Below are 25,165 nucleotides of genomic sequence, written 5' to 3' on the forward strand. Positions count from 1 at the left end.
CGCCCTGCAATCTGGAGTATCGATACATGTCTGAAGGACTCGACCCGCTCTTCTCGGTGCGGGACAAGGTTGTCGTCGTGACCGGTGGCTTCGGCCAGATCGGAGCGGAGTTCGTCCGCTCGCTGCACCAGCGGGGCGCGCGCGTCGCCGTGACCTCCCGCAGCGAGGTGGCCGATCCCGCCGCGCGTCTCGGCATCGACGACCCGGATGGGCGGCTGCTCGCGGTGGCGATGGACATCACCGACCAGGCCAGCGTGGATGCGGGACTCGACCGTGTCGCTGCGACCTGGGGCGTGCCGACGGTCGTCGTCAACAACGCCGGTCTCGACACACAGCCCAGTGCGCCGCCGGAGGTCTCCGGCCCGTTCGAGGAGTTCCCCGTCGACGTGTTCCGCGAGGTCGTCGACACGAACCTCGTCGGCACGTTCCTCGTGACACAGGCCGCGGGTCGGCGGATGCGCGACGCCGGCGTCGGCGGCTCGATCGTGAACGTGGGATCCATCTACGGGATGGTGTCTCCCGTGCAGGACATCTACGCCTACAAGGCCGAGGACACCGGCATCCCGTTCATCAAGCCGGTCGCGTACTCCGCGGCGAAGTCGGGGCTCTACAACCTGACCCGCTATTGCGCCACGTACTGGGGTCGTGCGGGCATTCGCGTCAACACGCTCACGCCCTCGGGCGTCCGGCGTGACACGCAGGATGCCAAGTTCCAGGCGAACTACATCGCCCGGATGCCGATCGGCCGCATGGCCGAGGCCGACGAGTACAACGGCGCGCTGGTCTTCCTCGCGTCCGACGCGTCGACGTACATGACCGGCTCGAACCTCGTGGTCGACGGCGGGTGGACCGCATGGTGAGCGATCTTCTCGGCACGCGCCTGTTCACGGCGGCGGTCACTCCGATGCGCGGCGACGAGAGCGTCGATCACGGCGCGCTCGCGACCATGCTCGACACCGACATCCGTCGCGGCGTCGAGGGCCTCTACATCTGCGGGTCGTCCGGCGAGGGCGTGCTGCTCTCCGAGGCCGAGCGCATCGCCGTGGCCGAGACCGCGGTCACGGCTGCCGCGGGGCGCGTGCCCGTGGTCTCGCACGTCGGCGCGATGTCGACGGGAGAGGCGGTGCGCATCGCCGCCGCGGCGAAGGATGCCGGTGTCGCAGCGATCTCCATGATCCCGCCGCTGTACTACGGCTATTCGACGGCGGATGTCGTGCGGCACCTCCGCACCGTGATCGATGCGGTCGAGCTGCCCTTCATCCTCTACAACATCCCGCAGTTCACTGGGCGCGACATCTCCGAGGGCGGCTTCGACGAGCTGCTCGCTCTGCCCCAGGTGATCGGCGTCAAACACACCTCGCGCAACCTGTACGGGGCTGAGCGGATCCTCCGCCGCTACCCGCACCTGACGCTGATCAACGGCTTCGACGAGTTCTACCTGCCGGCGCTGTCGATCGGCGCACGCGGGGCGATCGGCACCACCGTGAGCCTGCAGATCGAGCTCTTCCTGTCGCTGCGCCGACGGTTCGAGTCCGGCGACCTCGCCGGCGCGCGCGCCGTGCAGGTGCGCATCAACGACACCGTCGAGGGCATGGTCGAGGTCGGCGTGTTCGGCGCGGCCAAGTACCTCGGCGGCACGCTGTCGGTGCCGCTCGGAGACTGCCGCTCCCCGCTCCCGACACTCGACGACGACGGTCGAGCCCGCCTGGACGCGGTCTTCGCGAGCCTGCAGGAGAACATCGCGATCACCGCCGAGGAGGACGCCCGCGAGACCGCATGACGCGCGATCGCGGGCGTCGTCCGGAGAGGCCGGTAGGGTGAAGCATCCGGGCAGCAGAGGGCGGGAAATGACCACGATCTACGACGTCGCGCGGCGCGCGGGCGTCTCGCCGGCGACCGTCTCGCGGGTGTTCAACGGCACCAGAGTCTCGCCCGAGAAGATCGAGGCCGTGCGTGCCGCGGCGCAGGAGCTGAACTTCACGCCGAACCGCGCCGCCCGCACGCTGCGCACCCAGACCTCCGAGGTCATCGCCCTCGTCATCCCCGACATCGAGAACCCCTACTTCACCGAGATGGCGCGCGGGGTCGAGGATGTCGCCTCCGAGGCCGGGTACTCGGTCGTGCTCTGCAACTCCGACTCGCAGACCGAGAAAGAGGCGACGTACCTGCAGATCGCGATCGCCGAGCACATGTCCGGCATGATCATCGCGGCGGCGTCGAAGGCGACGGATCTCGACAGCATCCTCTCCACCGGTCGGCCGGTGGTGGCCGTCGACCGTGTCACGCGCCATGAGCTCGATGTGGTCGTGATGGCGAACCGCGAGGCGGGCGTCGCGGCGGCCGAGTCCCTGATCGCCGCCGGCTATCGACGCATCGCCTACATCGGCGGTCCGGAAGATATCGACACTGCGGCCGAACGTGCCGCCGGCTGGCGGGCGGCGCTCACCTCGGCGGGCCGCCAGGCCGACATCGACCAGCTGCAGCGGTTCGCGACTTTCCGTGTCGACGGCGCGCGTGCGGCGATGGAGGAGTTGCTCGCCCTTCCCGAGCCGCCCGACGCCGTCGTCGCCGGAAACAACCTCATCGGCGTCGGGGCGATCCAGGTGCTCACGGAACACGGGCTCACCCCGCCGGCAGTCGGTGTCGCGGTCGTCGGGTCGCTGCCCTTCACCACGCTCTCGCCCACCGCCGTCACGATGGTGCAACTCCCCGCCCGGCACATGGGCGTCACAGCGGCGCGCATGCTGCTCGAGCGCATCGCCGGCGACACCCATGCCCCGCGCACGGTCGTGCTGCGGGGCGAGACCCGGCACGCGACGGCCCTGCGCCCCGCGTAGGTTTCGGCCCGCATCGCCTCAGAGACAGATAGTGCATGCGTAACCACGATTTCGTGGTTGCGCTGTGAAATCGATTTCAGTTACGCTTTCCCCAGGCGTGATCAAGGAGGACACCATGCGATGCACCCTCGGGGTGGACGTCGGCACATCGAGCACCAAAGGCGTGCTCGTGGCGCACGACGGCACCATCGTCGCCACCGCCACCCGCGCGCATGACGTCTCCCGGCCGCACACCGGCTGGGTGGAGATGGATGCCTCGATCTGGTGGGACGAGTTCGTCGACATCGCCCGCGAACTGCGCGCCGCACACCCCGATGCCGAGATCGTCGCCGTGGGCGTGAGCGGGATGGGCCCCTGCGTCCTCCTCGCCGACGAGAACGACCAGCCGGTCCGACCCGCGATCCTCTACGGCGTCGACACCCGCGCATCCGCCCAGATCGAACGGATCACCGCCGAGCTCGGCGTCGAGGAGATCACCCGCATCGGAGGCTCGGTGCTCACCTCGCAGGCCGGCGGGCCGAAGATCGCCTGGATCGAAGAGGAGGAGTCGGCGGCCTGGGCGCGCGCCCGACGGCTGTTCATGCCCGCATCGTGGCTCGTCCGTCATCTCACCGGCGCGTACGTGTTCGACCATCAGTCCGCGAGCCAGGTCTCTCCCCTCTACGACATCGAGAGCGAGAGGTGGCATGCCCCGTTCTGGGGCCGCTACGCCACCACGATCGTGCAGCCGCGCCTGGCGTGGGCGGGCGACATCGCCGGCACCGTCACCGTGCAGGCATCCGAATCGACCGGAATCCCGGCGGGAACTCCCGTCATCACGGGCACGATCGATGCCTGGACCGAGGCCGTCAGCGTCGGCGCGCATGAGACCGCCGACCTGATGCTCATGTACGGGACGACGATGTTCATGGTGTTCACCAGCGCGGTCACCCCGGGGGAGCCCGCGCTGCGCACCCCGTCTATGTGGACGACGGCCGGCGCGTTCCCCGGAACCCGGAACCTCGCCGGAGGCCTCTCGACCTCGGGCGCGCTGACCACCTGGCTCAAAGAGCTGACCGATGCCGACTACCCGCAGCTCCTCGCCGAAGCGGAAGCATCGGGTGTCGGCGCCCGCGGTGTGCTGATGCTCCCGTACTTCGCGGGCGAGCGCACCCCCATCCAGGACCCGGATGCGCGGGGCGTGATCGCCGGACTGACGCTGGAGCACACCAGGGGAGACCTGTACCGGGCGGCGCTCGAGGCCACCGCCCTGGGCGTGCGGCACAACGTCGAGACCATGCGGGCCGCGGGTGCCGACATCCGTCGGATCGTCGCGGTCGGCGGCGGTACGCAGGGGCGGCTGTGGCTGCAGATCGTCTCCGATGTCACCGGACTCGTGCAGGAGGTGCCGGAGACGACGATCGGTGCGAGCTACGGAGCGGCCTTCCTGGCTGCTGTCGCCGTGGCGGCCGAGGGCGAGGCGCCGCTCATCACCGACTGGAACCCCGTCGTCGAGCGCATCACGCCGAACCCTGAGCTGCGCGTCACCTACGACACCCTCTTCGACCGGTACGTGCGCCTGTACGACGGGACGAAGAGCGTCGTCCATGAACTCGCCGCCGAGCAGCGCGGCACGTCATCCCACTCAACCCCGGAGGAATCATGACCACCTACGCACTTCCCGCCCCCGTGTCCCGCCCGGCGTCCGCGCCGAAGACGGCATACCTGATCGCCTCGGGCGACCTGCGCGAGGCCGCCAACACCGGCGGCTGGCCGGTGCAGGTGGAGCTCGAAGCCGGCGTCACCGGCGTTTTCAACGACCTTGGATGGACCGTCGTCCGCGCCAACGACGTCGATCCCGAGACGGGCCACGGCTTCATCTCGAGCCAGCGCATGGGCCTCGAGGTCTTCAAGAACATCCCGACCGATGCTCCGCTCATCGTCGCCGAAGCCGTCTGGCAGTACTCCCACCACGTGCTCGCCGGCCTCCGCACGCACCAGGGCCCGATCCTCACGGTCGCGAACTTCGCCGGCGATTGGCCCGGCCTCGTCGGACTGCTCGGCCTGAACGCCGGTCTGACGAAGATGGACAAGCCCTACGCCACGATCTGGTCGGTCGACTTCTCGGACGACTGGTTCAAGGCCGGCATCAAGGAGTGGACCGAGACGGGTGCCATCACCCATGACGCTTCGCACGTGCGCGCGCTGCCCGCGCTGCCCGACAGCCCCGAGAAGCAGCTGGGCGAGGCGCTCGCCGCGGAGCTGCTCGCCGAGAAGGCCATCATCGGCGTCTTCGACGAGGGCTGCATGGGCATGTACAACGCCATCTTCGACGACGAGCTGCTCAACCAGACGGGCATCTACAAGGAGCGCCTGTCGCAGTCGGCCCTCTACGCCGAGATGCTCGAGGTCACCGAGGCCGAGGCGGACGCCGCCTACGACTGGCTGATCGATGCGGGCATGACCTTCCGGTACGGCGAGGATGCCGCCACCGAGCTCACCCGCGAGCAGGTGCAGTGGCAGCTGAAGATGTACATCGCCGCGCTCCGCATCGCCGACGACTTCGGCCTCGACGCGGTGGGCATCCAGTACCAGCAGGGACTGAAGGACCTGGTTCCGGCGTCCGACCTCGCCGAGGGCATCCTGAACTCGACTCAGCGTCCGCCCGTGACCTCCCGCGACGGTTCGCGGGTGCTGCACGACGGCCGCGCGTTCCCGCACTTCAATGAGGCCGATGAGGGCGTGGCGGTGGATGCGCTGGTGACCGACCGCGTGTGGCGCGCGATGGGGCTCGTTCCCGACAACACCCTGCACGACGTGCGCTGGGGCGAGGAGTACGACGGGCAGTTCGTCTGGGTCTACGAGATCTCGGGCTCGGTTCCGGCGTCGCACCTGGGTGGATGGCAGAACGCCGAGGGCTGGCGGCAGGGTCACGTGTTCTTCCCCGCGGGCGGAGCCACGATCAACGGCGTCTCGAAGCCGGGCGAGATCGTGCTGTCGCGCGTGTTCATCGCCGACGGGATCCTGCAGGCGGACATCTTCCGCGCGTCGGTCGTCGAGCTCCCGGCCGAGGAGACCCAGCGCCGCAAGGACGCGACGAACCCGGAGTGGCCGATCGCGCACGTCGTGCTGCACGGGGTCTCCCGCGATCAGTTCATGGCTCGCCACAAGGCCAACCACGCACAGCTCGTCTACGCTCCGGATGCCGAGACGGCGGACAAGGCTCTGATCGCCAAGGCCGCGATGTTCGCGGGAATGGGCATCAAGGTCAACCTGGTGGGAGACGTGACGGTCTGAACCGGGGGAGTGCTACTGCGACCGCCAGAACCGTACGGCGAGGTTCGTGAGTTCTTTGTCGAGGTCGTCGACCTTCGACTCGATGCCCCCCAGGCGCGCGTCGACGCCGTCGATGCGCGCCGAGAGGGTGCCTTCGATGCGACCGACTTCGGCGCGGATCACGCGGCTGAGCTGCGTCGTCATGAGCGTCATGCCGCCGAGCATCACGGCCGCGAACACGCCGATCAGCGTCCATACCTGCGGGTCGTTCAAGCGCATGCCTCCAGTCTGAATCCGGAGGCCCACGGTGTCACGGCATTCCGGTGCCGCATGAGTCCAGAACCGGCGATTGTGCACAGCTCGTCTTCGTCGCACTCGGTGCAGCAGGAGAGCGTGCGCCGAAAGGCCATGGCGTTGTGGTGATCGCCCGCGTACGCGACGATGGCGGGATGGCGAGCATCGACGACGTGCGGGCGATCGCCCTGGCGCTGCCCGGCGCCGAGGAGTCGGTGAGCGGCCACACCGGTGAGGCCGCGTTCCGGGTCAAGAGCGGGCAGTTCGCCTGGCTTCGCGGCCCGAGCGCGACCGACCTGCGGCAGCTCTCCGACCTCGGGCGCGAGTGGCCCGCGGGAGAGGTGCTCGCCGTGCGCGTCGCTGACCTCGAGGAGAAGGAGGCCCTGCTCGCCGCGGAACCCGAGGTGCTCTTCACGATCCCGCACTTCGACGGCTATCCGGGGCTGCTGGTGCGTCTCGACGCCATCGACCGAGATCGGCTGGACGAGATCATCACGGATGCCTGGCTGGTGCGGGCGCCCGCGAAGGTCGCGAAGGAGTGGCTCGCGGAGCACGGGCTGAGCTGAACGGCTTGCCGCCTCGGCGCAGGGCGTGCTCAGATCAGGAACGGGCGGGCGGCGTCGAGGAACGCGCGCGGCTCATCCGCCCAGAGGTGGATGCTCGTGACATCGTGCCGACCACCGCGCGGCGCGAGGCCGGGAAGGCGGATCGCGAACGGACGCTCCAACTCGATCTCGATGTTCGTCTCGTCCTGCATCCGCTCCGCATATTCGACCCCGCGCTCGCCGTGGGTGATGCGCGGCTGCTTCGGCTCATCGACGCGCTTCGCGATCGCCACCGACGCGACCGCGTCCCACGGGACGAACACGTCGACCTCGAGGCCGCTCCGCACGTGGATACCCTCCGGTGCCACGGCATGCGGACGCAGGAGCATCGCGCAGAGCAGTCCGATCATCCACGTCAGCCCCCAGATCCCGACGATGAGGATCGGGATCCGCACCGCCGGCCAGGGGTGCACGATGAGGTCGAGGATCGGGATCTCGACCGCCGACAGCACGATGAAGATGATGAGGATCGTCAGCACCGGGCGGTGGTAGCCGATGCCGGTTCCACCGGCGGGAACGGCGGGCCGTCGGGCGATCGCGCGGCCGATGCTCGAGTACACGCGGAGCTCGGCGATCCACGCCCGATGGAGCATGTTGAGGACGCGGGCGGTGCGGGTCGGGGCGGGCGGAGGAGCGGGAAGGTTCGCCCGACTCACGCTCGGCTCGGCGCTCACGGAGCGTCCTTCGGGGGCTCGTCCGCGGCCTGAGCCACGAGTTGCTCGAGGTGGTCGGCGATCGCGGTGATTCCGCGCTCCATGGCGTCGCGATCTTCCGGCGCGACGGCGTCCAGGAGGGTCGAGTTGAGCTCGGTGTGCTCCTTCTGCATCTGCGCCATCGTGTCGGCGGCCGTGGCGGTCAGCTCGACCAGAACGGCCCGCCGATCCGACGGATGAGGGGTGCGACGCACGTGCCCGGAGGCTTCGAGTGCATCGACAAGGCCGGTGATGTTGCGGGGACTGACCTCGCACAACCGGGCGAGCGTCTGCTGGGTGGACGGCCCCTCGTGCTGCAGCATCCACAGCAGGTGGACTCGGGCTGTCGTGAGTCCCGTGCCTTCGAACGCCCGCGCCATGTCGCGCTGGAACAGGTCGCCGATCTGGAGCAGGCGGTCGAGCAGCAGAGGGTCCATAACCGTGATGCTACTACATTGTTACCTAGCTTCACTAGTTGTGAAGCATGCCGTGCTCTCAGGCGGGATCGAGCCGCAGCACGTCGGGGGACTCGCCGCCGGCGAGGTCGTCGGCGATGCGGATGCTGCGCGCCAGCTCATCGAGCGCGCCGATGAGTGTGCCGAACCGCTCCTTGTCGCTGCACACCGCGGTCAGCGTCACCAGATGGGTGCCGGTATCCCAGGTGTAGGTCGCGAAGGGCGGCGACGCCGGCGAGGGCGGCATCGGGACGAGAAGCTTCTCACCCACACCGAGCCTGGTGGGGAACGACTGCGTGTCGTCGTAATCCATCGGCATCGACGCGCGCGCGATCCGCACATCCGGCGTCAGGACCTGTGCCGTCGCCATCGCCACGACCAGGTCCGGCTCGGCCTTCCAGGTCCACACCAGCACCCGGCCGTCCGCCCGCTTCATCAGCATCGGCGCCGCCTGGCTCATCGCCCACGCGCCGAACCGCGAACCGGGACGCTCGGTCGCGCCCACCGCGGCGTTGACCTGGCCGAGCAGCATGCGGATAGCCGCCTTGCGGTGCCGACGGCCCTTCCAGCCGAGCGAGTCCGTCACGGGAATCCACAGCTGGGGATCGGCGTCGGCAGTCAGTCGCATGGCTCCACGCTAACGGCTGAGGCTGGGGATGCCCGGTACGCCTCGGCCGTCCGCGCAGGGCGCTCGGGTAGAGTGGCCAGCGCCCGACCAGGGCTTTCCCTTGGCCGCCACATCGTAAGGCAGCATGTCTGTGACTCCCTCCGACGATCCGATCGATCCGTCGAGCGGCCCCGCCGCCGAATCCGCGCCCCGCCCCTTGAAGATCGTGATCGGCTGCGACACGTTCGCGCCCGACATCAACGGCGCCGCCCGCTTCGCCGAGCGCCTCGCCGCGGGCCTCGTGCAGCGCGGCCATGACGTGCACGTCGTCGCCCCCAACCAGGCCTACCGCCGTGCGCAGCCGCGCACCGAGGTCATCGAGGGCGAGCCGATGACGCTGCACCGGCTGCCGTCGGTGCGCTGGGCGCCCCACGACTGGCTGCGATTCGTCTGGCCGTGGCGCTCGAAGCCGTACGCCCGCAAGGTCATCGACCAGGTGCAGCCGGATGTCGTGCACATCCAGTCGCACATCGTGATCGGCCGCGGCCTGGCCTACGTCGCGCACGAGCGCGGCATCCCGGTCATCGCGACCAACCACGTCATGGCCGAGAACATCCTCGATCACACCACCATGCCGAAGTTCATCGATGACCTCGTCCTGAAGTTCGCCTGGGCCGACGCCAAGCGCACCTTCGACCTGACCCGCGCCATCACCACCCCGACGCGCCGCGCCGCCGACTTCCTCGAGAAGACGGTCGAGGTGGAGGGTGTGATCCCGGTGAGCTGCGGCATCGACCGCACGCAGTACACGCCGGTGATCGCCCCGCGCGATGCGAACCGCATCGTCTTCGTCGGACGCCTCACCGCCGAGAAGCAGGTCGAGGTCATCCTCAAGGCGATGACGAAGCTCGACCCGGCGCTCGACACGACGTTCGACATCGTCGGCGGCGGCGACCAGCGCAAGCAGCTGGAGCACCTGGCCGCGCAGCTCGGTCTCGCCGACCGCGTCACGTTCCACGGGCGCACCACCGACGAGGAGCTCCGGGCGCTGCTGTCCCGGGCGAGCCTGTTCGTGATCGCGTCGATCGCCGAGCTGCAGTCCATCGCGACCATGGAGGCCATGGCGTCGGCGCTGCCGATCGTCGCAGCGGATGCGGTGGCCCTCCCGCACCTCGTGCACGACGGCGAGAACGGCTACCTGTTCGAACCGGGCAACGTCGATGAGCTCGCCGCGCGCCTGACCGACGTGCTCACCGCGGAACCTGCCGAGTACGAGCGGATGCAGCGCGCGTCGCTCGACGGTGTCGCGATCCACGACATCAACCGCACCCTCGACACCTTCGAGGCGCTGTACCGCGACGAGCCGCTGCCCGAGTAGCGAGCAGCCGGACATGCACAGTATCCCCATCGGCTCACGGCGCCGCGACGCGTCAGCGGCGGAGTAGCCCGGACATGCACATCGTCTTCTTCGGCGATCAGCACCTCGACTCCCTCGGCGGAGCGCAGGTGTCGATGCGGCTCCAGCGGGAGTTCCTCGAACGCGCCGGACACACCGTCACGGTCGTCGCGCCGAAGATGCACGGCTCGCGCATGCCGTCCGGCTCGCACGGCGGGGCGTACATCGACCTGCCGTCGATGCCGATCACGCTCGACCGTGAATACTCGATGACATGGCCCGGTCGCGGGACCGACCGCTTCCTCGACAAGGCCATGACCCGCCGCCCGCCGGTGGACCTGGTGCACGTGCAAGCCGACTTCTGGGGCGCGTTCATCGGGCACCGCTACGCCCAGCGTCACGGCATCCCGGTCGTGCACACCATGCACAACCGCGTCGATGTCGGGATCGCGGCCGTCACTCCGCTGCACCGCCCCGTGCTCGCCGTGTTGAACGCCTGGCGCCGCGGGGCGATGCGCGGGATCGGCGACCCCGCGCGGGGCGTGGACGGCTGGTCGTTCCTGCGCGGTCTCGCCGCCGGAGCATCCGCCGTGACCGCGCCATCGACGCACTTCGCCCGACGCCTCGAGCAGCACGACGTGTTCCCGCGGGTCGACGTGATCTGGAACGGCATCGACGATGACCTGCGCGCACAGACGCTCGCTGCACGACCGTCGGCCAGGGAGCCCGGACGCCCCCGTTTCCTCTGGCTCGGACGGATGAGCCCCGAGAAGCGCCTGCTGCCGTTCCTGGAGGCGTTCGTCGCCGCCGGAATCGACGCGGAACTCGAGATCATCGGCGGTGGGGGGCAGCGCGCCGCGGCCGAGAAGATCGTGCGCGGGCACGACGGCGTGCGCTTCGCCGGACGACTGACCTACCCGCAGACCCTGGAGCGGATCGCCGCCGCCGACGCGCTCGTGCAGACCTCGATCGGCTTCGAGACCCAGGGGATGACCCCGTTCGAGGCGGCCACGCTCGGCACGCCCTCCGTGATCTGCGACCCCGACATCGCCGCCGAGCTCGGCGGAGGGCTGTGGGCGGTTCCGGATGCCGGCGCCACCGCGTCGGGCCGCGAACTCGAGGCCCGTCGGCTCGCCGCGCTCGCGGAGACCCTGCGGCTGGCGGCATCCGACATCGCCGCCGGCACCGCACCGACGCCGGTTCCCGAGGTCGCCGAGGCGTTCCGCCAGTCGTCGCGCACGGCGGCCATGGTCGAGGTCTACGAGCGGGTGCTCGCCGGGCGCTGACGCAGGCTGAGGCTGAGGCTGAGGCTGAGGCTCAGGCGAAGCGCAGGAAGGCGATGCCGATCCAGCTGAAGATCATCCCCAGAGCGCCGGCGCCCGCGATTCCGATCGCGATGCCGGCGAGAAGGCGCGCTCCCGGTCGGCGTGCGGCGATGATGCCCAGCACCAGGGCGACGACGTAGGCGAAGAACGAGATCACGCCGATCGCGTCATCGATCGCGTAGGCGGATCCGTATCCGAAGTCCGACGTGTAGATGAGCAGCCGGACGATCGACGAGATGAGGTTGACCGCGAGTGTGATGACGGCGATCACGAAGGCGGTCCGCCCGAGAGCGCTGCCCGCAGGCGCGGCGGGGGCTCCCGCCGCGGCCGGCCACGACGTGGGATAGCCGGGAACCCCGGCCGGGTGGGCCGGAGCGGCGGTCGGGTACGCCGTCGGATACGCGGGGTCGGCGGTCGGCTGCGCGGGAGTGGCGGGGGCGGATGGCGGCGCACTGGACGCATGGGCCGGGAACGCGTGCGTGCCGGGGTACTGCGGGGCGGCGGGCAGGTGCGCGGGGGGCTGCTGGGGCTCGCTCATGACGACGAGCGTAGTCGGGGCACTCCCCATCCGCACCGGGGAATCGGCTCAGCTCTTCGCGCCGGTCAGGGCCAGCGTGCCGCCCAGCCCGATCATCATCACGCCTCCGGTTCCGGACAGCGTCGACATGCGGCGCGGCGAGCGGGCGAACCAGGCGCGTGCGGTTCCGGCGGCCAGGGCCCACACGCTGTCGCAGACCAGCGCGAGCGTCTGGAAGGTGAGCCCGAGAAGCAGCAACTGTGCCCAGATCGGTCCGGCCGCGGGGGCGACGAACTGGGGGAGCACGGCCACGAAGAATGCGATCGTTTTCGGGTTGGTCAGCCCGACGATGAAGCCCTGACGCAGCAGTGTCGCGGCGGAGGCCGGTGCTCGATCCGCATCGGGGACGTGATCGTGGCGGTGGCGGATGGCCTGCACGCCGAGCCAGACCAGGTAGGCGCCGCCGATGATCTTGATGGTGGTGAACGCCACCACAGAAGACGCGACGATGGCGCCGACCCCGAAAGCCACGGCGAGAACGGCCGGTACGGTGCCGAGGGCGTTGCCGACGACACTGAGCACGCCCGCGCGGCGTCCGAGTGAGAGGGAGCGGCCGATCACGAACAGCACGCTCGGGCCGGGAATGGCGATGATCGCGACGGACGCCACGGCGAAGGCGACGAGGGTGTCGAGCGGGATCATGAGCCGACCATACACCGCGGCTCGAGCGGGGCTCAGCGGTAGCCGTGTCCGGATTCGGCCTGCTGGTGGACGTCGCGGCCGCCGACGCGGCTCCAGTCCGTCGGCGTGCGGTGGTAGCCGTCGCGACGGAGTTCGATGACGGTGGCGACGGTCGCCCACGCGACCAGTGCGATGAGTGCGATGACGAGTATCATGGCAGAAACGCTACGTTCGATGCCGAACTGTCACGAGTGGCAGAATCGACTATCATCGTACGAAAACTGCCAACCGGGAGTGTGCATGAAGACAGTCGCCTGCGTCATCCAGGACGGATTCGCGCCGTTCGAGTTCGGCGTCGCCTGCGAAGCGTTCGGACTCGATCGATCCAGCGACGGCGTGCCCAACTTCGACTTCCGCATCGTCGCCCCGCAGGCGGGTGTCGTGCAGTCGAAGATCGGCTTCTCCGTCAACGTCGAACACGACCTGGCCTTCGCGTACGAAGCCGACCTCGTGGTCTTCTGCCCGGTGCCTCGCGAGCGCTGGGGCGACATCGACCCGCTCCTGCTCGATGTCGCGCGACACGCGGTCGAGCGCGGCGCCTGGGTGATGAGCGTCTGCAGCGGGTCCTTCATCCTCGCGGCCGCCGGCGTGCTCGACGGACGTCGGGCGACGACGCACTGGATGTACGCCCACGTCATGGCCGACATGTACCCGAAGATCGACATCGATCCCGACGTGCTCTTCGTGCAGGACGGGAAGATCATCACCAGCGCCGGCACCGCCGCCGGCATCGATGCCTGCCTGCACCTGCTCCGGCAGGAGGTGGGTGCCGAGCTCACGAACCGCATCGCGCGCCGCATGGTGGTGCCGCCGCAGCGTGACGGCGGCCAGGCGCAGTTCATCGACCGTCCGATCCCCGTGGTGCCCACCGACTCGCTCGCCGCGGTCGCCGACTGGGCCGTCGAGCACCTCCGCGACGACCTCGGTGTCGATCAGCTCGCGGCCAGGGCGTTGATGTCGCCGCGCACCTTCGCCCGCCGCTTCAAGGCCGAGTACGGCGCGACGCCCGCCGCGTGGCTCGCACGCCAGCGCATCATCCACGCGCAGCGGATGCTGGAGCGCACCGACCTCCCGCTCGATCACATCGCCGACGAGTGCGGCTTCGGCTCGGCGGCGGTGCTCCGGCAGAACTTCGCGAGGGTCCTCGGACTCACGCCCACGGCCTACCGCGCGCGGTTCTCGTGCGCGACGGATTCGGTGGTTTCGGCGGCGCCGGCGGCCTGAGCGACGGCGGAGGAAGCCGCTCCGGTCAGAGCGCTCGGGTGGTCGAACGCTCGACCAGGGAGCAGGGCAGCAGCACATGCGCGGCATCCTGTTCCGGTGCCGCGAGACGCGCGAGCAGCAGCTCGACGGCCCCGTGCGCCATATCGAGGATCGGCTGTCGCACCGTCGTGAGATCGAACGCCTGCCACGACGACATCGCCACATCGTCGAACCCGAGCACCGACACCTCATCCGGCACGCCGATTCCGAGCGCCTTCGCGGCGTTCAGGGCGCCGAAGGCCACGAGGTCGTTGTGGCAGAAGAGCGCGGTGGGCGGTTCGGGCAGCTGCAGCAGGCGGGTCGCTGCCTCGAAGGCTCTGGTGTAGTCGAGGTCGGCGACGTCCAGGAGCGAGGGGTCGAACACGACCCCGGCGGCCTCGAGCTCCGACAGGAAGCCTTCGTGACGATCGCGGACGGAAGTCGTGCCGAGCGGACCGGCGATCACTCCGATGCGTCGATGCCCGAGGGATGCCAGATGACGGCCGGCGATGCGCCCTCCGTCGACGTTGTCGGGCGAGATCGAGTCGTTGTCGGGCACGGCGCCGGGGCCCATCGTCACCGCGGGAACGCCGAGCGACACGATGCGACCCTCGTCATCGGGTGAGAGCAGCGTCGTCGTGAGGATGACGCCGTCGACGTTCGTCTCCCGCAAGGTCCGCGCGAGGTCTTCGGTGGTGTCGGCGCGACCGCTGAGGATGAGCGCCCGGTATCCGGCGCGATTGAGATCGTCGCTGATCGTGTGCAGCAGCTCGGCGTAGTAGCTGTTGCGCGGGTCGCCGAGCACGACCCCGATCGTCTGCGTGCGGCTGGTGACGAGACTGCGGGCGCTGAGGTTGGGGCGGTAGTCGAGCTGCTGGATCGCCGCCTCGACCTTGGCGCGCACCCGCTCGGACACGCCCTCATGGCCGTTGACGATGCGTGACACGGTCGTCTGCGACACACCGGCCGCTCGGGCGACGTCGACGCTGGTCACACCGCGGGACTTCGGCGGCATGGGCCCTCCTCTTCCGTGCCGGGCTTCCCATGCTAGACCGCGCGGAGGTCAAGAATGACTACGCAGTCCTCGGTGTGGCGCATCCGTTGCCGGCACCGCGGGATGCGCGGAACGTACGCTCAGGCGCTCCAGTGCGCCGGAGAGGGGAGCGCGTGGTCGCGCACCTCGAACCCTGCGGGGGTGACGGATGCCGTCGCATACAAGAGCGACTGCGTGGGGTATCCGTGCGGGCGGTTGTCGCGGATGATCGCGCGGTCGTCCTCGGGCGAGAGCTCGGTGGAGGCCGCGAGGAGCGCTGTCCATTCGCCGGCCCAGTCCTCGAGGTCGGCCGTCGGGCCCAGAGCGCGGAACTCCGGCAGCCAGGCGGTGATCCGCGGAGTCGCCTCATCGTCGAGGTCCTCGTGCGCGATCATGTGCGTGCCGGGGCTGATGCGTGTCTCACTCAGGTCGACGCCGTCCCACGACAGCACTCGCGCCCCCTCGGGTCCGACCTCCAGCAGGTTGAAGCCGTGCATGGGCAGCGGGGCGATCGGGGAGCGGCCCATGACCGACTCGAGCGCGAGGGATCCTCGCGAGACCGCCTGAGTGTCGGGGAGGTCGCGCACATCAGCGCGATTCAGCAGCACCGCCAGCCGCCGTTCCGCAGGGTTCGCGGCGAGCCAGGCTCCGCCCGCACGTCGATCCCGGATGCCGATCACGCCCGGATACTGCTCCGGCCACCAGGGGCCGAGGGCATCCCATTCCCGCTGCGGGTCTTCGTCACGCACCGCCAGAAGCCTCGCGACACCGGCATCCTCGACATCGATCACGACCGTGCACACGGGTGCAAGTCTAGGTCGAGGATTCCGGCGTCGGCCCCGCGGCGGCGCATGCTGGGGCAGAATCGAGACGTGAACATCGTCGTCGGAGTCACAGGCGGCATCGCCGCGTACAAGACGGTGCACCTCGTGCGCCTGCTCACGAAGGGTGGGCACGATGTGACCGTGGTGCCCACCGAGGATGCGCTGCGCTTCGTCGGGCTGCCGACATGGGAGGCGATCAGTCGCCACCCGGTCACCACGAGTGTGCACGAAGACGTGGCCAAGGTGCGGCACGTCGCGCTCGGCCAGGCCGCCGAACTCGTGATCGTGGCGCCGGCGACCGCGAACTCGATCGCCAAGATCACTGCGGGTCTCGCCGACGACCTCCTGGGCACGACCCTGCTCGCCACCGAGGCGCCGGTGCTGATCGCTCCCGCCATGCACGCCGAGATGTGGCGGAACAGAGCCACGCAGGCGAACATCGCGACGCTGCGGGAGCGCGGCGTGCACATCGTCGGCCCCGCTGACGGCGAGCTCGCGGGCGGCGACAGCGGACCCGGGCGGATGTCGGAGCCCGAGGAGATCTTCGCCGCTGCCCAGGCGCTCCTGGCGCCCGGCGACCTCGCCGGGGTGCGGGTCGTCGTCTCGGCCGGTGGCACGCGCGAGCCGATCGACCCCGTGCGTTTCCTCGGCAACCGGTCCAGTGGCAGGCAGGGGGCAGCCCTCGCCGCTGAGGCCGCCGCCCGTGGGGCCGAGGTGACCCTGGTCGCGGCGAACATCGCCGGCGACGTGCTCGCCGAGGTGCGGCATCCGGCGATCCGCATCGTCCCCGTCGGCGCGGCTGCGGAGCTCGCCGAAGCGATGAAGCGCGAGGCCGCAGCCGCCGATGTGGTCGTGATGGCGGCGGCCGTGGCGGACTATCGGCCGGTGGAGGTCTCGGACCGCAAGCTCACCAAGGAGGCCGGGGGAGTGCCGACCATCGAGCTGGTCGAGAACGAGGACATCGTCGCCGCACTCGCCGCGACGCGGAAGCCGGGCCAGCTCGTCATCGCCTTCGCCGCGGAGACGCCCGAGGGCGAAGCCGAACTGCTCGCCCGCGCTCGCCGCAAGCAGCAGCGCAAGGGCGTCGACCTGCTCGTCGTGAACGAGGTCGGGTGGGAGCGCGGGTTCGAGAGCGCCGAGAACGCCGTGCACATCCTCGGCCCGGGTGGGGCGGATGCCGGCGCGGCATCCGGTTCGAAACGTGCGGTCGCGGCCGCGATCTGGGACGCCGTCGTACAGGAGCGCTGACGGGAGGCGGGGACTGGAGGAGAATGCGGCTGAATGCTAAACTTGAGTCAATACCACTCAACTTTGATCCCGCTGTCCGATCCGGCCGGCGGGAGACGACCATAAGGAGCATCTCCAGGAGGAGCGCATGAGCAACCCGCAGACCGGCAACCAGAACCAAGACCAGCAGTCCGCCCTCGAGCAGTTCGGCATCAACCTGACCGACCGCGCCCGCGAGGGCAAGCTCGACCCCGTGATCGGGCGCGACAGTGAGATCCGGCGCGTCAGCCAGGTTCTCACCCGCCGCACGAAGAACAACCCGGTGCTGATCGGCGAGCCCGGCGTCGGAAAGACCGCCGTCGTCGAGGGCCTCGCCCAGCGCATCGTCGCGGGCGACGTCGCCGAGTCGCTCAAGGGCAAAGAGCTGGTCACCCTCGACATCTCGGCCCTCGTGGCCGGCGCGATGTACCGCGGCCAGTTCGAGGAGCGGCTGAAGCAGGTGCTCAAGGAGATCACCGAATCCGACGGCCAGGTCATCACGTTCATCGATGAGCTGCACGTGCTGATGGGTGCGGGTGGTGGCGAGGGATCGGTCGCGGCCTCCAACATGCTCAAGCCGATGCTGGCCCGCGGTGAACTGCGGCTGATCGGCGCGACCACGCTCAACGAGTACCGCGAGTTCATCGAGAAGGATGCCGCGCTCGAGCGCCGCTTCCAGCAGGTGTACGTCGGCGAGCCCACGGTCGAGGACACCATCGCGATCCTCCGCGGGCTCAAGGGGCGCTACGAGGCGCACCACGGAGTCACGATCTCGGACAGTGCCCTCGTCGCCGCTGCCGCGCTCTCGAACCGGTACCTTCCCGCGCGTCAGCTCCCCGACAAGGCGATCGACCTGATCGACGAGTCGATGTCTCGGCTCAAGATGGAGATCGACTCCTCGCCGGTCGAGATCGACCAGCTCAAGCGCCAGGTCGACCGCCTGAAACTGGAGGAGCTGGCCCTCAAGCGCGAGAAGGACGCCGCGTCGAAGGAGCGCCTCGGTGCTCTGCGCGAACAGCTCGTCGGCATGGAGAAAGAGCTCGCGGGGCTCGAGGCCCGGTGGGCGCGCGAGCGTCAGGGCCTGAACCGGGTCGGTGAGCTCAAGAAGCAGCTCGACGACGCGATCACGCAGCGCGACCTCGCCATGCGCAACGCCGACTACACGAAGGCCTCGAAGCTGGAGTACGAGACCATCAAGCGCCTGGAGCGCGACATCGCCGAGGCCGAGCAGGCCGAGGCCGCGACCCCCGCCGAGCCGCGCATGGTCAACGAGCAGGTCACCGAGGAAGACATCGCCGCGGTCATCGCCGCGTGGACCGGCATCCCCGTCGGGCGTCTGCTGCAGGGCGAGAGTGAGAAGCTGCTGCACCTCGAGAGCGAGCTCGGCAAGCGCCTGATCGGACAGAAGGATGCCGTGAAGGCGGTGTCGGATGCCGTGCGCCGCTCTCGTGCCGGCATCAGTGACCCCGGGCGTCCGACCGGCTCATTCCTGTTCCTCGGACCGACCGGTGTCGGCAAGACCGAGCTGGCCAAGGCGCTGGCGCAGTTCCTGTTCGACGACGAGCACTCCATGGTGCGCATCGACATGTCGGAGTATGGCGAGAAGCACTCGGTATCGCGGCTCGTCGGCGCCCCTCCGGGATACATCGGCTACGAGCAGGGCGGTCAGCTGACCGAGGCCGTGCGGCGTCGCCCCTACAGCGTGATCCTGCTCGACGAGGTCGAGAAGGCCCACCCCGAGGTGTTCGACATCTTGCTGCAGGTGCTCGACGACGGTCGTCTGACCGACGGCCAGGGTCGCACCGTCGACTTCTCGAACGTCATCCTGATCCTCACGTCGAACCTCGGCTCGCCGATTCTCATCGATCCGGTGCTGTCGCCCGAGGCCAAGCGCGAGCAGGTAATGGCGCTCGTGCGACAGGCGTTCCGCCCGGAGTTCCTGAACCGTCTCGACGACATCGTGATGTTCTCGGCCCTGACCGAAGACGACCTCGCGCAGATCGTCGAACTCTCGGTCGACCAGTTGCACGACCGCCTGAAGGACCGTCGACTCACGCTCGCCGTGACGCCGGATGCCCGGTCGTGGCTCGCCGAGCGTGGGTACGACCCGATGTTCGGTGCCCGGCCGCTGCGCCGCCTCATCCAGAGCGAGGTGCAGAACAAGCTCGCGACCGCGCTGCTCTCGGGCGGTGTGCGCGACGGCGACACTGTGCGGGTCGATGTGGGCGCCGACGGTGCGGGCCTCGTGCTCACGTCGACGACGCCCGAGCCCGCGCCGGAGGATGACGATGATGACGTGGTCGAGGCGGAGCTGCTCGACGACTGAGTTGCGAGTCCGCGCGTTCTGAAGGAGAACTCACGCTACGAAGGAGCGGATGCTGCACAGCATCCTTCCCGGCGTGAGTTCTCCTTCATTTCGGGAGGGTGTGCGTGGGCTGGGAGACGGCGTCAGCGCAGCGGTGGGCGGTGCAGCCCGCCGAGCGCATCCTTCTCGAGCTCTCGCCCGATCAGCGAGTGCCGCCGCGAGTACGCGAAGTAGATCACCAGGCCGAGCGCGAGCCAGATGGCGAAGCGCACCCAGGTCTCGGTGCTGAGGTTCAGCATCAGCCAGAAGCAGGCGAGCGCCGAGATCCACGGCAGCCACGGCGAGAACGGCACCGTGAACGGACGCTCCAGGTCGGGCCGGGTCTTGCGGAGGATCGGCACACCGATGCTCACCAGCACGAAGGCTGACAGCGTTCCGATGTTGATCATGTCGCCCAGCACCTGCACATCCGTGAAGCCGGCGATGATCGCGATCACCACACCCACGATGAGCTGGATCCGGATCGGCGTCCCGCGCTTCGCGTCCGTCACGCTCAGCGAGCGCGGGAGCAGTCCGTCGCGGCTCATCGCGAACACGACGCGCGCGAGGCCCATCAGCAGCACCATCACGACCGTGGTCAGACCGACGAGGCTGCCGATGGCGATCACCTGCGCCGCCCACGTCGCCCCGACCAGCTCGAATGCGCTCGCCAGGGAGGGCTCATCGAGCTTCGCGAGTTCGGTGTACGAGACCATGCCGGTGATGACGATCGCGACCAGCACGTACAGCACGGTCACGATCACGAGGCCGAGGATGATGCCGCGGGGAACGGTGCGCTTGGGGTCCTTGGTCTCTTCGGCGCTCGTGGCGACCACGTCGAAGCCGATGAACGCGAAGAACACGAGGGCCGCACCGCTGAGGATGCCGAACACGCCGTAGATCGTGGGGTCGGAGCCGGTCAGGAACGAGAACAGCGACTGCGTCCACACGCTCTCCGAGGCCGCACCCTCCTGCGCCGGCGGCACGAACGGCGAGTAGTTGGCGCCGTTGATGAAGAACAGGCCGACGACGATGACGAACAGCACGATCGCGACCTTGATCACGGTGAACACGCTGTTGACCCGGCTCGACAGCTGCGTGCCGAGGGCGAGCAGCAGCGTGAAGATCGCGACGATCACGACGGGCCCCCAGTCGAAGCTGAGCGGCCCGATGTGGAGGGTCATCGGAATCTGGAGGTCGAACAGCGACACCGCATCGCCGAGGTAGACACCCCAGTACTTCGCGATCACGGCCGACGCCATGAGCATCTCGAGGATCAGGTCCCAGCCGATGATCCACGCGAGGAACTCGCCGAGGGTGGAATAGGTGAACGTGTAGGCGGAGCCCGCCACCGGGATCGAGGAGGCGAACTCGGCGTAGCAGAGGATCGCGAGTGCGCACACGGCGGCAGCGATGATGAACGAGACGATGACGGCCGGACCGGCGTGCCGCGCGGATGCCTCGGCGCCGACCGAGAAGATGCCCGCACCGACGGCGACCGCGACACCCATGACCGCGAGGTCCCATACGCCCAGGGAGCGTTTCAGGGAGCGTTTCTCGTCGTGCGTCTCCGCCATCGACTGCTCGACCGACTTGACCCTTCGCTGGATTGCCATGCCGACGATTGTAGGTCGGGGGATCGCGCCGCGCCCCTCACAAATCGCCACTGCGTCGCTCTGTGGTCAGGTTGCGGAGGCGGATGCCGCGGCGAGAGCCTTCCCGGTGAGTGAGTCGCCGTCGCGCACGATCTCCGTCGGGGTGCCGGCGAAGACCAGCCGGCCGCCGTCCGATCCGGCGCCGGGGCCGATGTCGATGACATGATCCGCGCGCGCGACCACCCGCATGTTGTGTTCGACGACCACCAGGGTCGCACCGTCGTCGAGCAGGTCGTCGAAGAGGGTGTTGATCGTGTCGACGTCGGTGGGGTGCAGTCCCGAAGTGGGCTCGTCGAGGATGATCCGGTCGGCGGAGTCGCGCCGCGGATCACTGAGATGCCGGGCGAGGAGCAGCCGCTGCTTCTCACCTCCCGAGAGGGTGTCGAGCGAACGTCCGACCGGGATGTAATGCAGCCCGGTGCGCTGTACCCAATCCAGCGCCGCGACCACATCGGGATGCGCGGAGAACAGCGTACTGACCTCGGCCGGAGTCGACGCCAGGACATCGGCGATCGAGGAGCCGTCGACCTGCACGCCCAGCGCCTGCGGGTTGAAACGCAGGCCGCCGCACGCGTCGCAGGGCAGCGAGACGTCGTCGAGGAACGCGAGCTCGGTCGTGATGTGACCGCGCCCGCGGCAGGTGGGGCAGGCCCCGCGCGAGTTGAAGCTGAACCAGGACGGATCGAGGCCCGACGCGGCCGCGAACACCCCGCGCACCGTGTCGGCGATGCGCAGGATGCTCAGCGTCGTCGACCGCGCTCCGCCACGCAGCGGGTCTTGCCCGACGACCGTGAACTCCGGATGCTGGCGCGGCAGCTCCACGGTGGCGAAGGAGCTCTTGCCCGAACCCGCGACCCCCGTGATCGCGGTGAGCACGCCGAGCGGGATGTCGACGTCGAACCCGCGCAGGTTGTGCGAGCGTGCATCCTTCACGGTGATGCGACTCGTAGGCTCCCGCGTCTTCTCGCGGATCGTCAAGGGCTCGGCGAGCACGCGCCCCGTGAGAGTGTCGCTGCCGCGCAATGCTGCGGGCGTGCCCTCGAACTGCACGGCGCCACCGGCGGACCCCGCACCCGGCCCGAGGTCGACCACATGGTCGGCGACCGCGATCACCTGCGGGTGGTGCTCGACGACGAGGATCGTGTTGCCCGCATCGCGCAGCCGCTGCAGCAGGGCGACGAGGCGTTGGATGTCGGCGGGGTGCAGCCCGGTGCTCGGCTCGTCGAACACGTAGGTCACGTCGGTCAGGGCGCTGCCGAGGTGCCGCACGATCTTGACGCGCTGCGCCTCGCCGCCGGAGAGGGTCGACGATTCGCGGTCGAGCGTGAGGTAGCCGAGGCCGACCGAGAGCAGAGCGTCGAGCACATGACGGATGCCCTCGACCGCCGGCGCCACCCGATGGTCGTCGAAGGCGTCGAGCAGCGCATGCAGCTCGGCCACCGGCATCCGCATCCAGTCCACGATCGATCGTCCGTCGACGAGGCTCGCCCGCGCCGCTTCGTTCACCCGCGCACCGTGGCAGTCCGGGCAGGTGTGGTGGGTCACGAGCCGGTCGAGCTCTTCACGCACCGGCGCCGACATCTTCACCGGGCGCTGCTTCAGGAACACGTCGCGCATGCGGGTGATCACGCCGTCGAACCGGGCGCTCTGCGGGAACCGCGGATCCGGATCGTCGAGCTTGAGCCTGTCGGCGTAGAGGAACTGGTCCATCTCCTCGGCCGTGTAGTCCTTCAGCGGCTTCTCGCGGTCGAACAGCCCGCAGTAGGCGAACCGCTTCCACCGATACACACCTGGGCGGAACAGGCTGAACCGCACCGGCCCCTCATCGATGTTCTTCTCGGGGTCGATCAGCGCGTCGATGTCGATGTCGTACACCGTGCCGAGCCCCTCGCAGGTCGGGCACATGCCGGACGGATCGTTGAACGAATAGGCGGGGGAGTACCCGGCCGACGGCTCACCGACACGGGAGAAGACCAGGCGCACGAGCGAGGCCAGGTCGGTCGCGGTCGCCACCGTCGAGCGCGCGTTGCCCGTGAACCGGCGCTGGTCGATCAGCACCGTGAAGGTCAGACCGTCCATGGACTGCACGTCGGGCGCCGGCATCTGCGGCAGCCGCGCACGGATGAAGGTCGAGTAGGAGTCGTTGACGAGTCGCTGCGCCTCGGCGGCGATCGTGTCGAGTACCAGCGACGACTTGCCTGATCCGGAGACGCCGGTGAAGACGGTCAGCAGCTTCTTGGGAACGTCGACGGAGACATCGCGGAGGTTGTTCGTCCGCGCGCCGGTGATGCGGAGAAGGTCCATCCGGACACGCTAACGGGGCCCCCGGACAATCCGGAGGCCCCGTCGGCAGAAGTCCTGTGGTGCGGGTCAGGCGCTGAGGACGACCGTCTCGTCGATCGGGCGACGCACGCGCGGGGCGACCTCGCGCTCCTGCAGCACCTCGGGGAGCGCGGTCACGTCACCGAACTCGCCGACGGCGAAGACCGTGGTCGGCACGAAGCGGGGCTCGAGGTCGGCGAACTCGCGAACGACCTCCGGGTCGAAGCCGCTCATCTGGTGCACGACGAGTCCGTCGTGGTGGGCCTGCACCGAGAAGTGCGCGACGGCCTGACCGAGGTCGTAGAGCGCGTGGGTGATGGGGGTGCCGTCGGCCGCTGCCGTCTCGGCGATCGCGACCACGAGCACGGCGGCGTTACCGGCCCATGCCTGGTTGAAGCCCATCAGGGCATCGACGACCTGGGCGTGCAGGGCGGTGCCGCGGCGGGCGACGATGAAGCGCCACGGCTGCGAGTTGTTGGCGGACGGGCTCCAGCGGGCGGCCTCGAGGGCGGTGGCGAGCTTGGCCTCGTCGATCGAGTTCTGCGCATCGAAGGCGCGGGGGCTCCAGCGGCCGGCGAGGACGTCGAGGACGGGGTGCTCGGTCGGGGCGGTGCGGTCGATCACGGGAGTGCTCACGGAAGTGCCTTTCGGAAGGAGTGGATCGGACTCCTTCGTCCGGGTACACGGGACAGAACAGATGCATGTGCATGCATATTCCCGAGTGTTGCGGTGTTCTGCGTCCCGCTAGACGGGCAGGTTGTGCGAGGCGGCGCCCGCAAGTGCGCTGCGCACCGCACGGATGGACGGGGCGGCGGCCGAGACCTTCCGTGCCGAGGAGAAGATCTCGCGGCGCGGCTCGTGAGGAAGCGGCGCCAGATCCACGGTCGGGGTGTCGCCGGCCCACACGAGTTCGGGCAGCAGGCCAACCGCGAGCCCGGCGTGGATCAGGCGCACGTGCGCCGTGAGGTCGGCGATCTCGAAGCGCACGTCGGGCTCGAACCCCGCGGTGCGGCAGAGCTCCTCGGCCCAGGCGCGCGAGGCGGTGCCGGCGGGCTCGAGCACCCAGGGCTCTTCGCGAGTCGACCACAGCTCCGCGAGGGCATCCGCGTGCCGAGGCGCTCCGGGCTGCCGGGCCAGTGCGATCGCATCGTGGGCGAGCACCACCCGGTCGAGGTCGGCGTGGATCGGGCGGGTGCGGCCGGGGTACTGCTCGGCGAGGATTAGGTCGAAGTCGCGGCTGGACACTCCGACGAGCCCGGTCTCCGGGTCGCACTCGGTGACCTCGACCCGAAGCGCCGGATGCCGCTCCCTGAGGGACTCGAGCGCGCGCGGCAGCAGGGAGTGCGCGGTCGACTGGAACACGGCGATGCGCGCGGTGCCCGTCACCTCGGTGAGCGACTCGGCGACCGCGACCTCGGCGTGCTCGAGCTGATCGAGGATGCCGATGGCCTGAGTGACGAGCACGTTCCCCTGGGGTGTGAACTGCACGCCGCGGCCGACTCGGCGCAGCAGTGGCACGCCCACATCGCGCTCCAATGCGCTCAGCTGCTGCGACACCGAGGCCTTGCTGTAGGACAGGGCGTCGGCCACGGCCGAGAGCGTTCCGCGGCGGGAGAGCTCTACCAGCATCCGCAGTCGATTTACGTCCAGCATGGCCTTTTCCTTCGTTCAGCTTGAGTGAACAGAATCCACGCAAATCGGTTGATAGACGGAGCCTACCGAGGGGAAGGACAATGATCCAGCCGCACACGAAAC

The 25,165-nt window shown here is 69.3% G+C and carries 24 protein-coding genes; 11 read left to right on the forward strand and 13 right to left on the reverse strand.

Features of this window, described 5'->3' with window-relative positions:
- Positions 1-26: 26 nt before the first annotated feature.
- The 5 genes from J7E45_RS12040 to J7E45_RS12060 all read left to right on the forward strand — a co-directional run bounded on the left by J7E45_RS12040 (position 27) and on the right by J7E45_RS12060 (position 6,113).
- Positions 27-860 (forward strand): SDR family oxidoreductase, encoded by an 834-nt coding sequence (locus J7E45_RS12040; RefSeq protein ID WP_167632699.1) that lies wholly within the window; start codon positions 27-29, stop codon positions 858-860.
- Positions 857-1,780, forward strand: coding sequence for a dihydrodipicolinate synthase family protein (locus J7E45_RS12045; RefSeq protein ID WP_215069431.1), 924 nt, complete (start codon positions 857-859; stop codon positions 1,778-1,780). Before J7E45_RS12040 ends, J7E45_RS12045 begins: the two co-directional genes overlap by 4 nt.
- 67 nt (positions 1,781-1,847) lie before the next feature.
- The gene (locus J7E45_RS12050) at positions 1,848-2,837 is read left to right on the forward strand and encodes a LacI family DNA-binding transcriptional regulator (RefSeq protein WP_215069433.1); all 990 of its coding nucleotides are present in this window, start codon (positions 1,848-1,850) and stop codon (positions 2,835-2,837) included.
- Between the two features lie 115 nt (positions 2,838-2,952).
- Positions 2,953-4,482: an FGGY-family carbohydrate kinase gene (locus J7E45_RS12055; RefSeq protein WP_215069435.1), complete on the forward strand. Its 1,530-nt coding sequence runs from the start codon at positions 2,953-2,955 to the stop codon at positions 4,480-4,482.
- Complete coding sequence (locus tag J7E45_RS12060; RefSeq protein ID WP_215069437.1) at positions 4,479-6,113, forward strand: fucose isomerase; 1,635 nt, start codon at positions 4,479-4,481, stop codon at positions 6,111-6,113. Before J7E45_RS12055 ends, J7E45_RS12060 begins: the two co-directional genes overlap by 4 nt.
- A 12-nt stretch (positions 6,114-6,125) precedes the next feature.
- Here J7E45_RS12060 and J7E45_RS12065 read toward each other — a convergent pair whose 3' ends face one another.
- Entirely contained in the window at positions 6,126-6,371 is a 246-nt protein-coding gene (locus J7E45_RS12065; RefSeq protein ID WP_215069439.1) for a hypothetical protein, read from the reverse strand.
- A 170-nt stretch (positions 6,372-6,541) separates the two neighbouring features.
- On the opposite strand from J7E45_RS12065, the gene J7E45_RS12070 reads away from it, so the two are divergent.
- The gene (locus tag J7E45_RS12070) at positions 6,542-6,952 is read left to right on the forward strand and encodes an MmcQ/YjbR family DNA-binding protein (protein ID WP_215069441.1); all 411 of its coding nucleotides are present in this window, start codon (positions 6,542-6,544) and stop codon (positions 6,950-6,952) included.
- Positions 6,953-6,981: 29 nt separating this feature from the next.
- Here J7E45_RS12070 and J7E45_RS12075 read toward each other — a convergent pair whose 3' ends face one another.
- From J7E45_RS12075 to J7E45_RS12085, 3 genes are read right to left on the reverse strand one after another with little or no spacing between them, the layout of a single operon-like run.
- A complete protein-coding gene (locus J7E45_RS12075) occupies positions 6,982-7,665 on the reverse strand; it encodes a hypothetical protein (RefSeq protein ID WP_244175930.1) in 684 nt (227 codons plus the stop codon).
- Positions 7,662-8,120 carry a MarR family winged helix-turn-helix transcriptional regulator gene (locus tag J7E45_RS12080; protein ID WP_215069443.1) on the reverse strand — a complete coding sequence of 153 codons (459 nt, stop codon included), beginning with the start codon at positions 8,118-8,120 and terminating at the stop codon, positions 7,662-7,664. Before J7E45_RS12080 ends, J7E45_RS12075 begins: the two co-directional genes overlap by 4 nt.
- Positions 8,121-8,178: 58 nt before the next feature.
- Entirely contained in the window at positions 8,179-8,766 is a 588-nt protein-coding gene (locus tag J7E45_RS12085) for a hypothetical protein (protein ID WP_215069445.1), read from the reverse strand.
- A gap of 124 nt (positions 8,767-8,890) precedes the next feature.
- Here J7E45_RS12085 and J7E45_RS12090 point away from each other — a divergent pair, with 124 nt between their 5' ends.
- The gene (locus J7E45_RS12090; RefSeq protein ID WP_215069447.1) at positions 8,891-10,123 is read left to right on the forward strand and encodes a glycosyltransferase; all 1,233 of its coding nucleotides are present in this window, start codon (positions 8,891-8,893) and stop codon (positions 10,121-10,123) included.
- A 74-nt stretch (positions 10,124-10,197) separates the two neighbouring features.
- The gene (locus tag J7E45_RS12095; protein ID WP_215069450.1) at positions 10,198-11,427 is read left to right on the forward strand and encodes a glycosyltransferase; all 1,230 of its coding nucleotides are present in this window, start codon (positions 10,198-10,200) and stop codon (positions 11,425-11,427) included.
- 31 nt (positions 11,428-11,458) lie between these two features.
- Here J7E45_RS12095 and J7E45_RS12100 read toward each other — a convergent pair whose 3' ends face one another.
- The 3 genes from J7E45_RS12100 to J7E45_RS12110 are packed head-to-tail and all read right to left on the reverse strand — an operon-like array spanning position 11,459 to position 12,879.
- Entirely contained in the window at positions 11,459-12,004 is a 546-nt protein-coding gene (locus tag J7E45_RS12100; protein WP_215069452.1) for a hypothetical protein, read from the reverse strand.
- A gap of 48 nt (positions 12,005-12,052) precedes the next feature.
- Positions 12,053-12,685 carry a LysE family translocator gene (locus J7E45_RS12105; RefSeq protein WP_215069454.1) on the reverse strand — a complete coding sequence of 211 codons (633 nt, stop codon included), beginning with the start codon at positions 12,683-12,685 and terminating at the stop codon, positions 12,053-12,055.
- A 32-nt stretch (positions 12,686-12,717) separates the two neighbouring features.
- Positions 12,718-12,879, reverse strand: coding sequence for a hypothetical protein (locus J7E45_RS12110; protein WP_215069457.1), 162 nt, complete (start codon positions 12,877-12,879; stop codon positions 12,718-12,720).
- An 85-nt stretch (positions 12,880-12,964) separates the two neighbouring features.
- On the opposite strand from J7E45_RS12110, the gene J7E45_RS12115 reads away from it, so the two are divergent.
- A complete protein-coding gene (locus J7E45_RS12115; protein ID WP_091032299.1) occupies positions 12,965-13,948 on the forward strand; it encodes a GlxA family transcriptional regulator in 984 nt (327 codons plus the stop codon).
- A 25-nt stretch (positions 13,949-13,973) separates the two neighbouring features.
- Here the strand turns inward: J7E45_RS12115 and J7E45_RS12120 are convergent, their stop codons facing one another.
- Positions 13,974-14,981, reverse strand: coding sequence for a LacI family DNA-binding transcriptional regulator (locus J7E45_RS12120; protein ID WP_215069459.1), 1,008 nt, complete (start codon positions 14,979-14,981; stop codon positions 13,974-13,976).
- Between the two features lie 119 nt (positions 14,982-15,100).
- Entirely contained in the window at positions 15,101-15,802 is a 702-nt protein-coding gene (locus J7E45_RS12125; RefSeq protein WP_215069461.1) for an NRDE family protein, read from the reverse strand.
- 69 nt (positions 15,803-15,871) lie between these two features.
- Here J7E45_RS12125 and coaBC point away from each other — a divergent pair, with 69 nt between their 5' ends.
- Complete coding sequence (gene coaBC / locus J7E45_RS12130; RefSeq protein WP_215069463.1) at positions 15,872-17,071, forward strand: bifunctional phosphopantothenoylcysteine decarboxylase/phosphopantothenate--cysteine ligase CoaBC; 1,200 nt, start codon at positions 15,872-15,874, stop codon at positions 17,069-17,071.
- Between the two features lie 127 nt (positions 17,072-17,198).
- Positions 17,199-19,415: an ATP-dependent Clp protease ATP-binding subunit gene (locus tag J7E45_RS12135; protein ID WP_215069465.1), complete on the forward strand. Its 2,217-nt coding sequence runs from the start codon at positions 17,199-17,201 to the stop codon at positions 19,413-19,415.
- Between the two features lie 122 nt (positions 19,416-19,537).
- Here the strand turns inward: J7E45_RS12135 and J7E45_RS12140 are convergent, their stop codons facing one another.
- From J7E45_RS12140 to J7E45_RS12155, 4 genes are all read right to left on the reverse strand, one after another.
- Entirely contained in the window at positions 19,538-21,049 is a 1,512-nt protein-coding gene (locus J7E45_RS12140; RefSeq protein WP_215069467.1) for an amino acid permease, read from the reverse strand.
- Positions 21,050-21,115: 66 nt separating this feature from the next.
- Positions 21,116-23,392: an ATP-binding cassette domain-containing protein gene (locus J7E45_RS12145; RefSeq protein ID WP_215069468.1), complete on the reverse strand. Its 2,277-nt coding sequence runs from the start codon at positions 23,390-23,392 to the stop codon at positions 21,116-21,118.
- 66 nt (positions 23,393-23,458) lie between these two features.
- On the reverse strand, positions 23,459-24,046 hold the full coding sequence (locus J7E45_RS12150) for a nitroreductase family protein (protein WP_215069469.1): 588 nt from the start codon (positions 24,044-24,046) through the stop codon (positions 23,459-23,461).
- A gap of 108 nt (positions 24,047-24,154) precedes the next feature.
- The gene (locus J7E45_RS12155) at positions 24,155-25,063 is read right to left on the reverse strand and encodes a LysR substrate-binding domain-containing protein (protein ID WP_215069470.1); all 909 of its coding nucleotides are present in this window, start codon (positions 25,061-25,063) and stop codon (positions 24,155-24,157) included.
- Between the last annotated feature and the right edge of the window lie 102 nt (positions 25,064-25,165).

This window comes from Microbacterium sp. ISL-59, from assembly GCF_018613945.1.
Classification (GTDB): Bacteria; Actinomycetota; Actinomycetes; order Actinomycetales; family Microbacteriaceae; genus Microbacterium; species Microbacterium oxydans_B.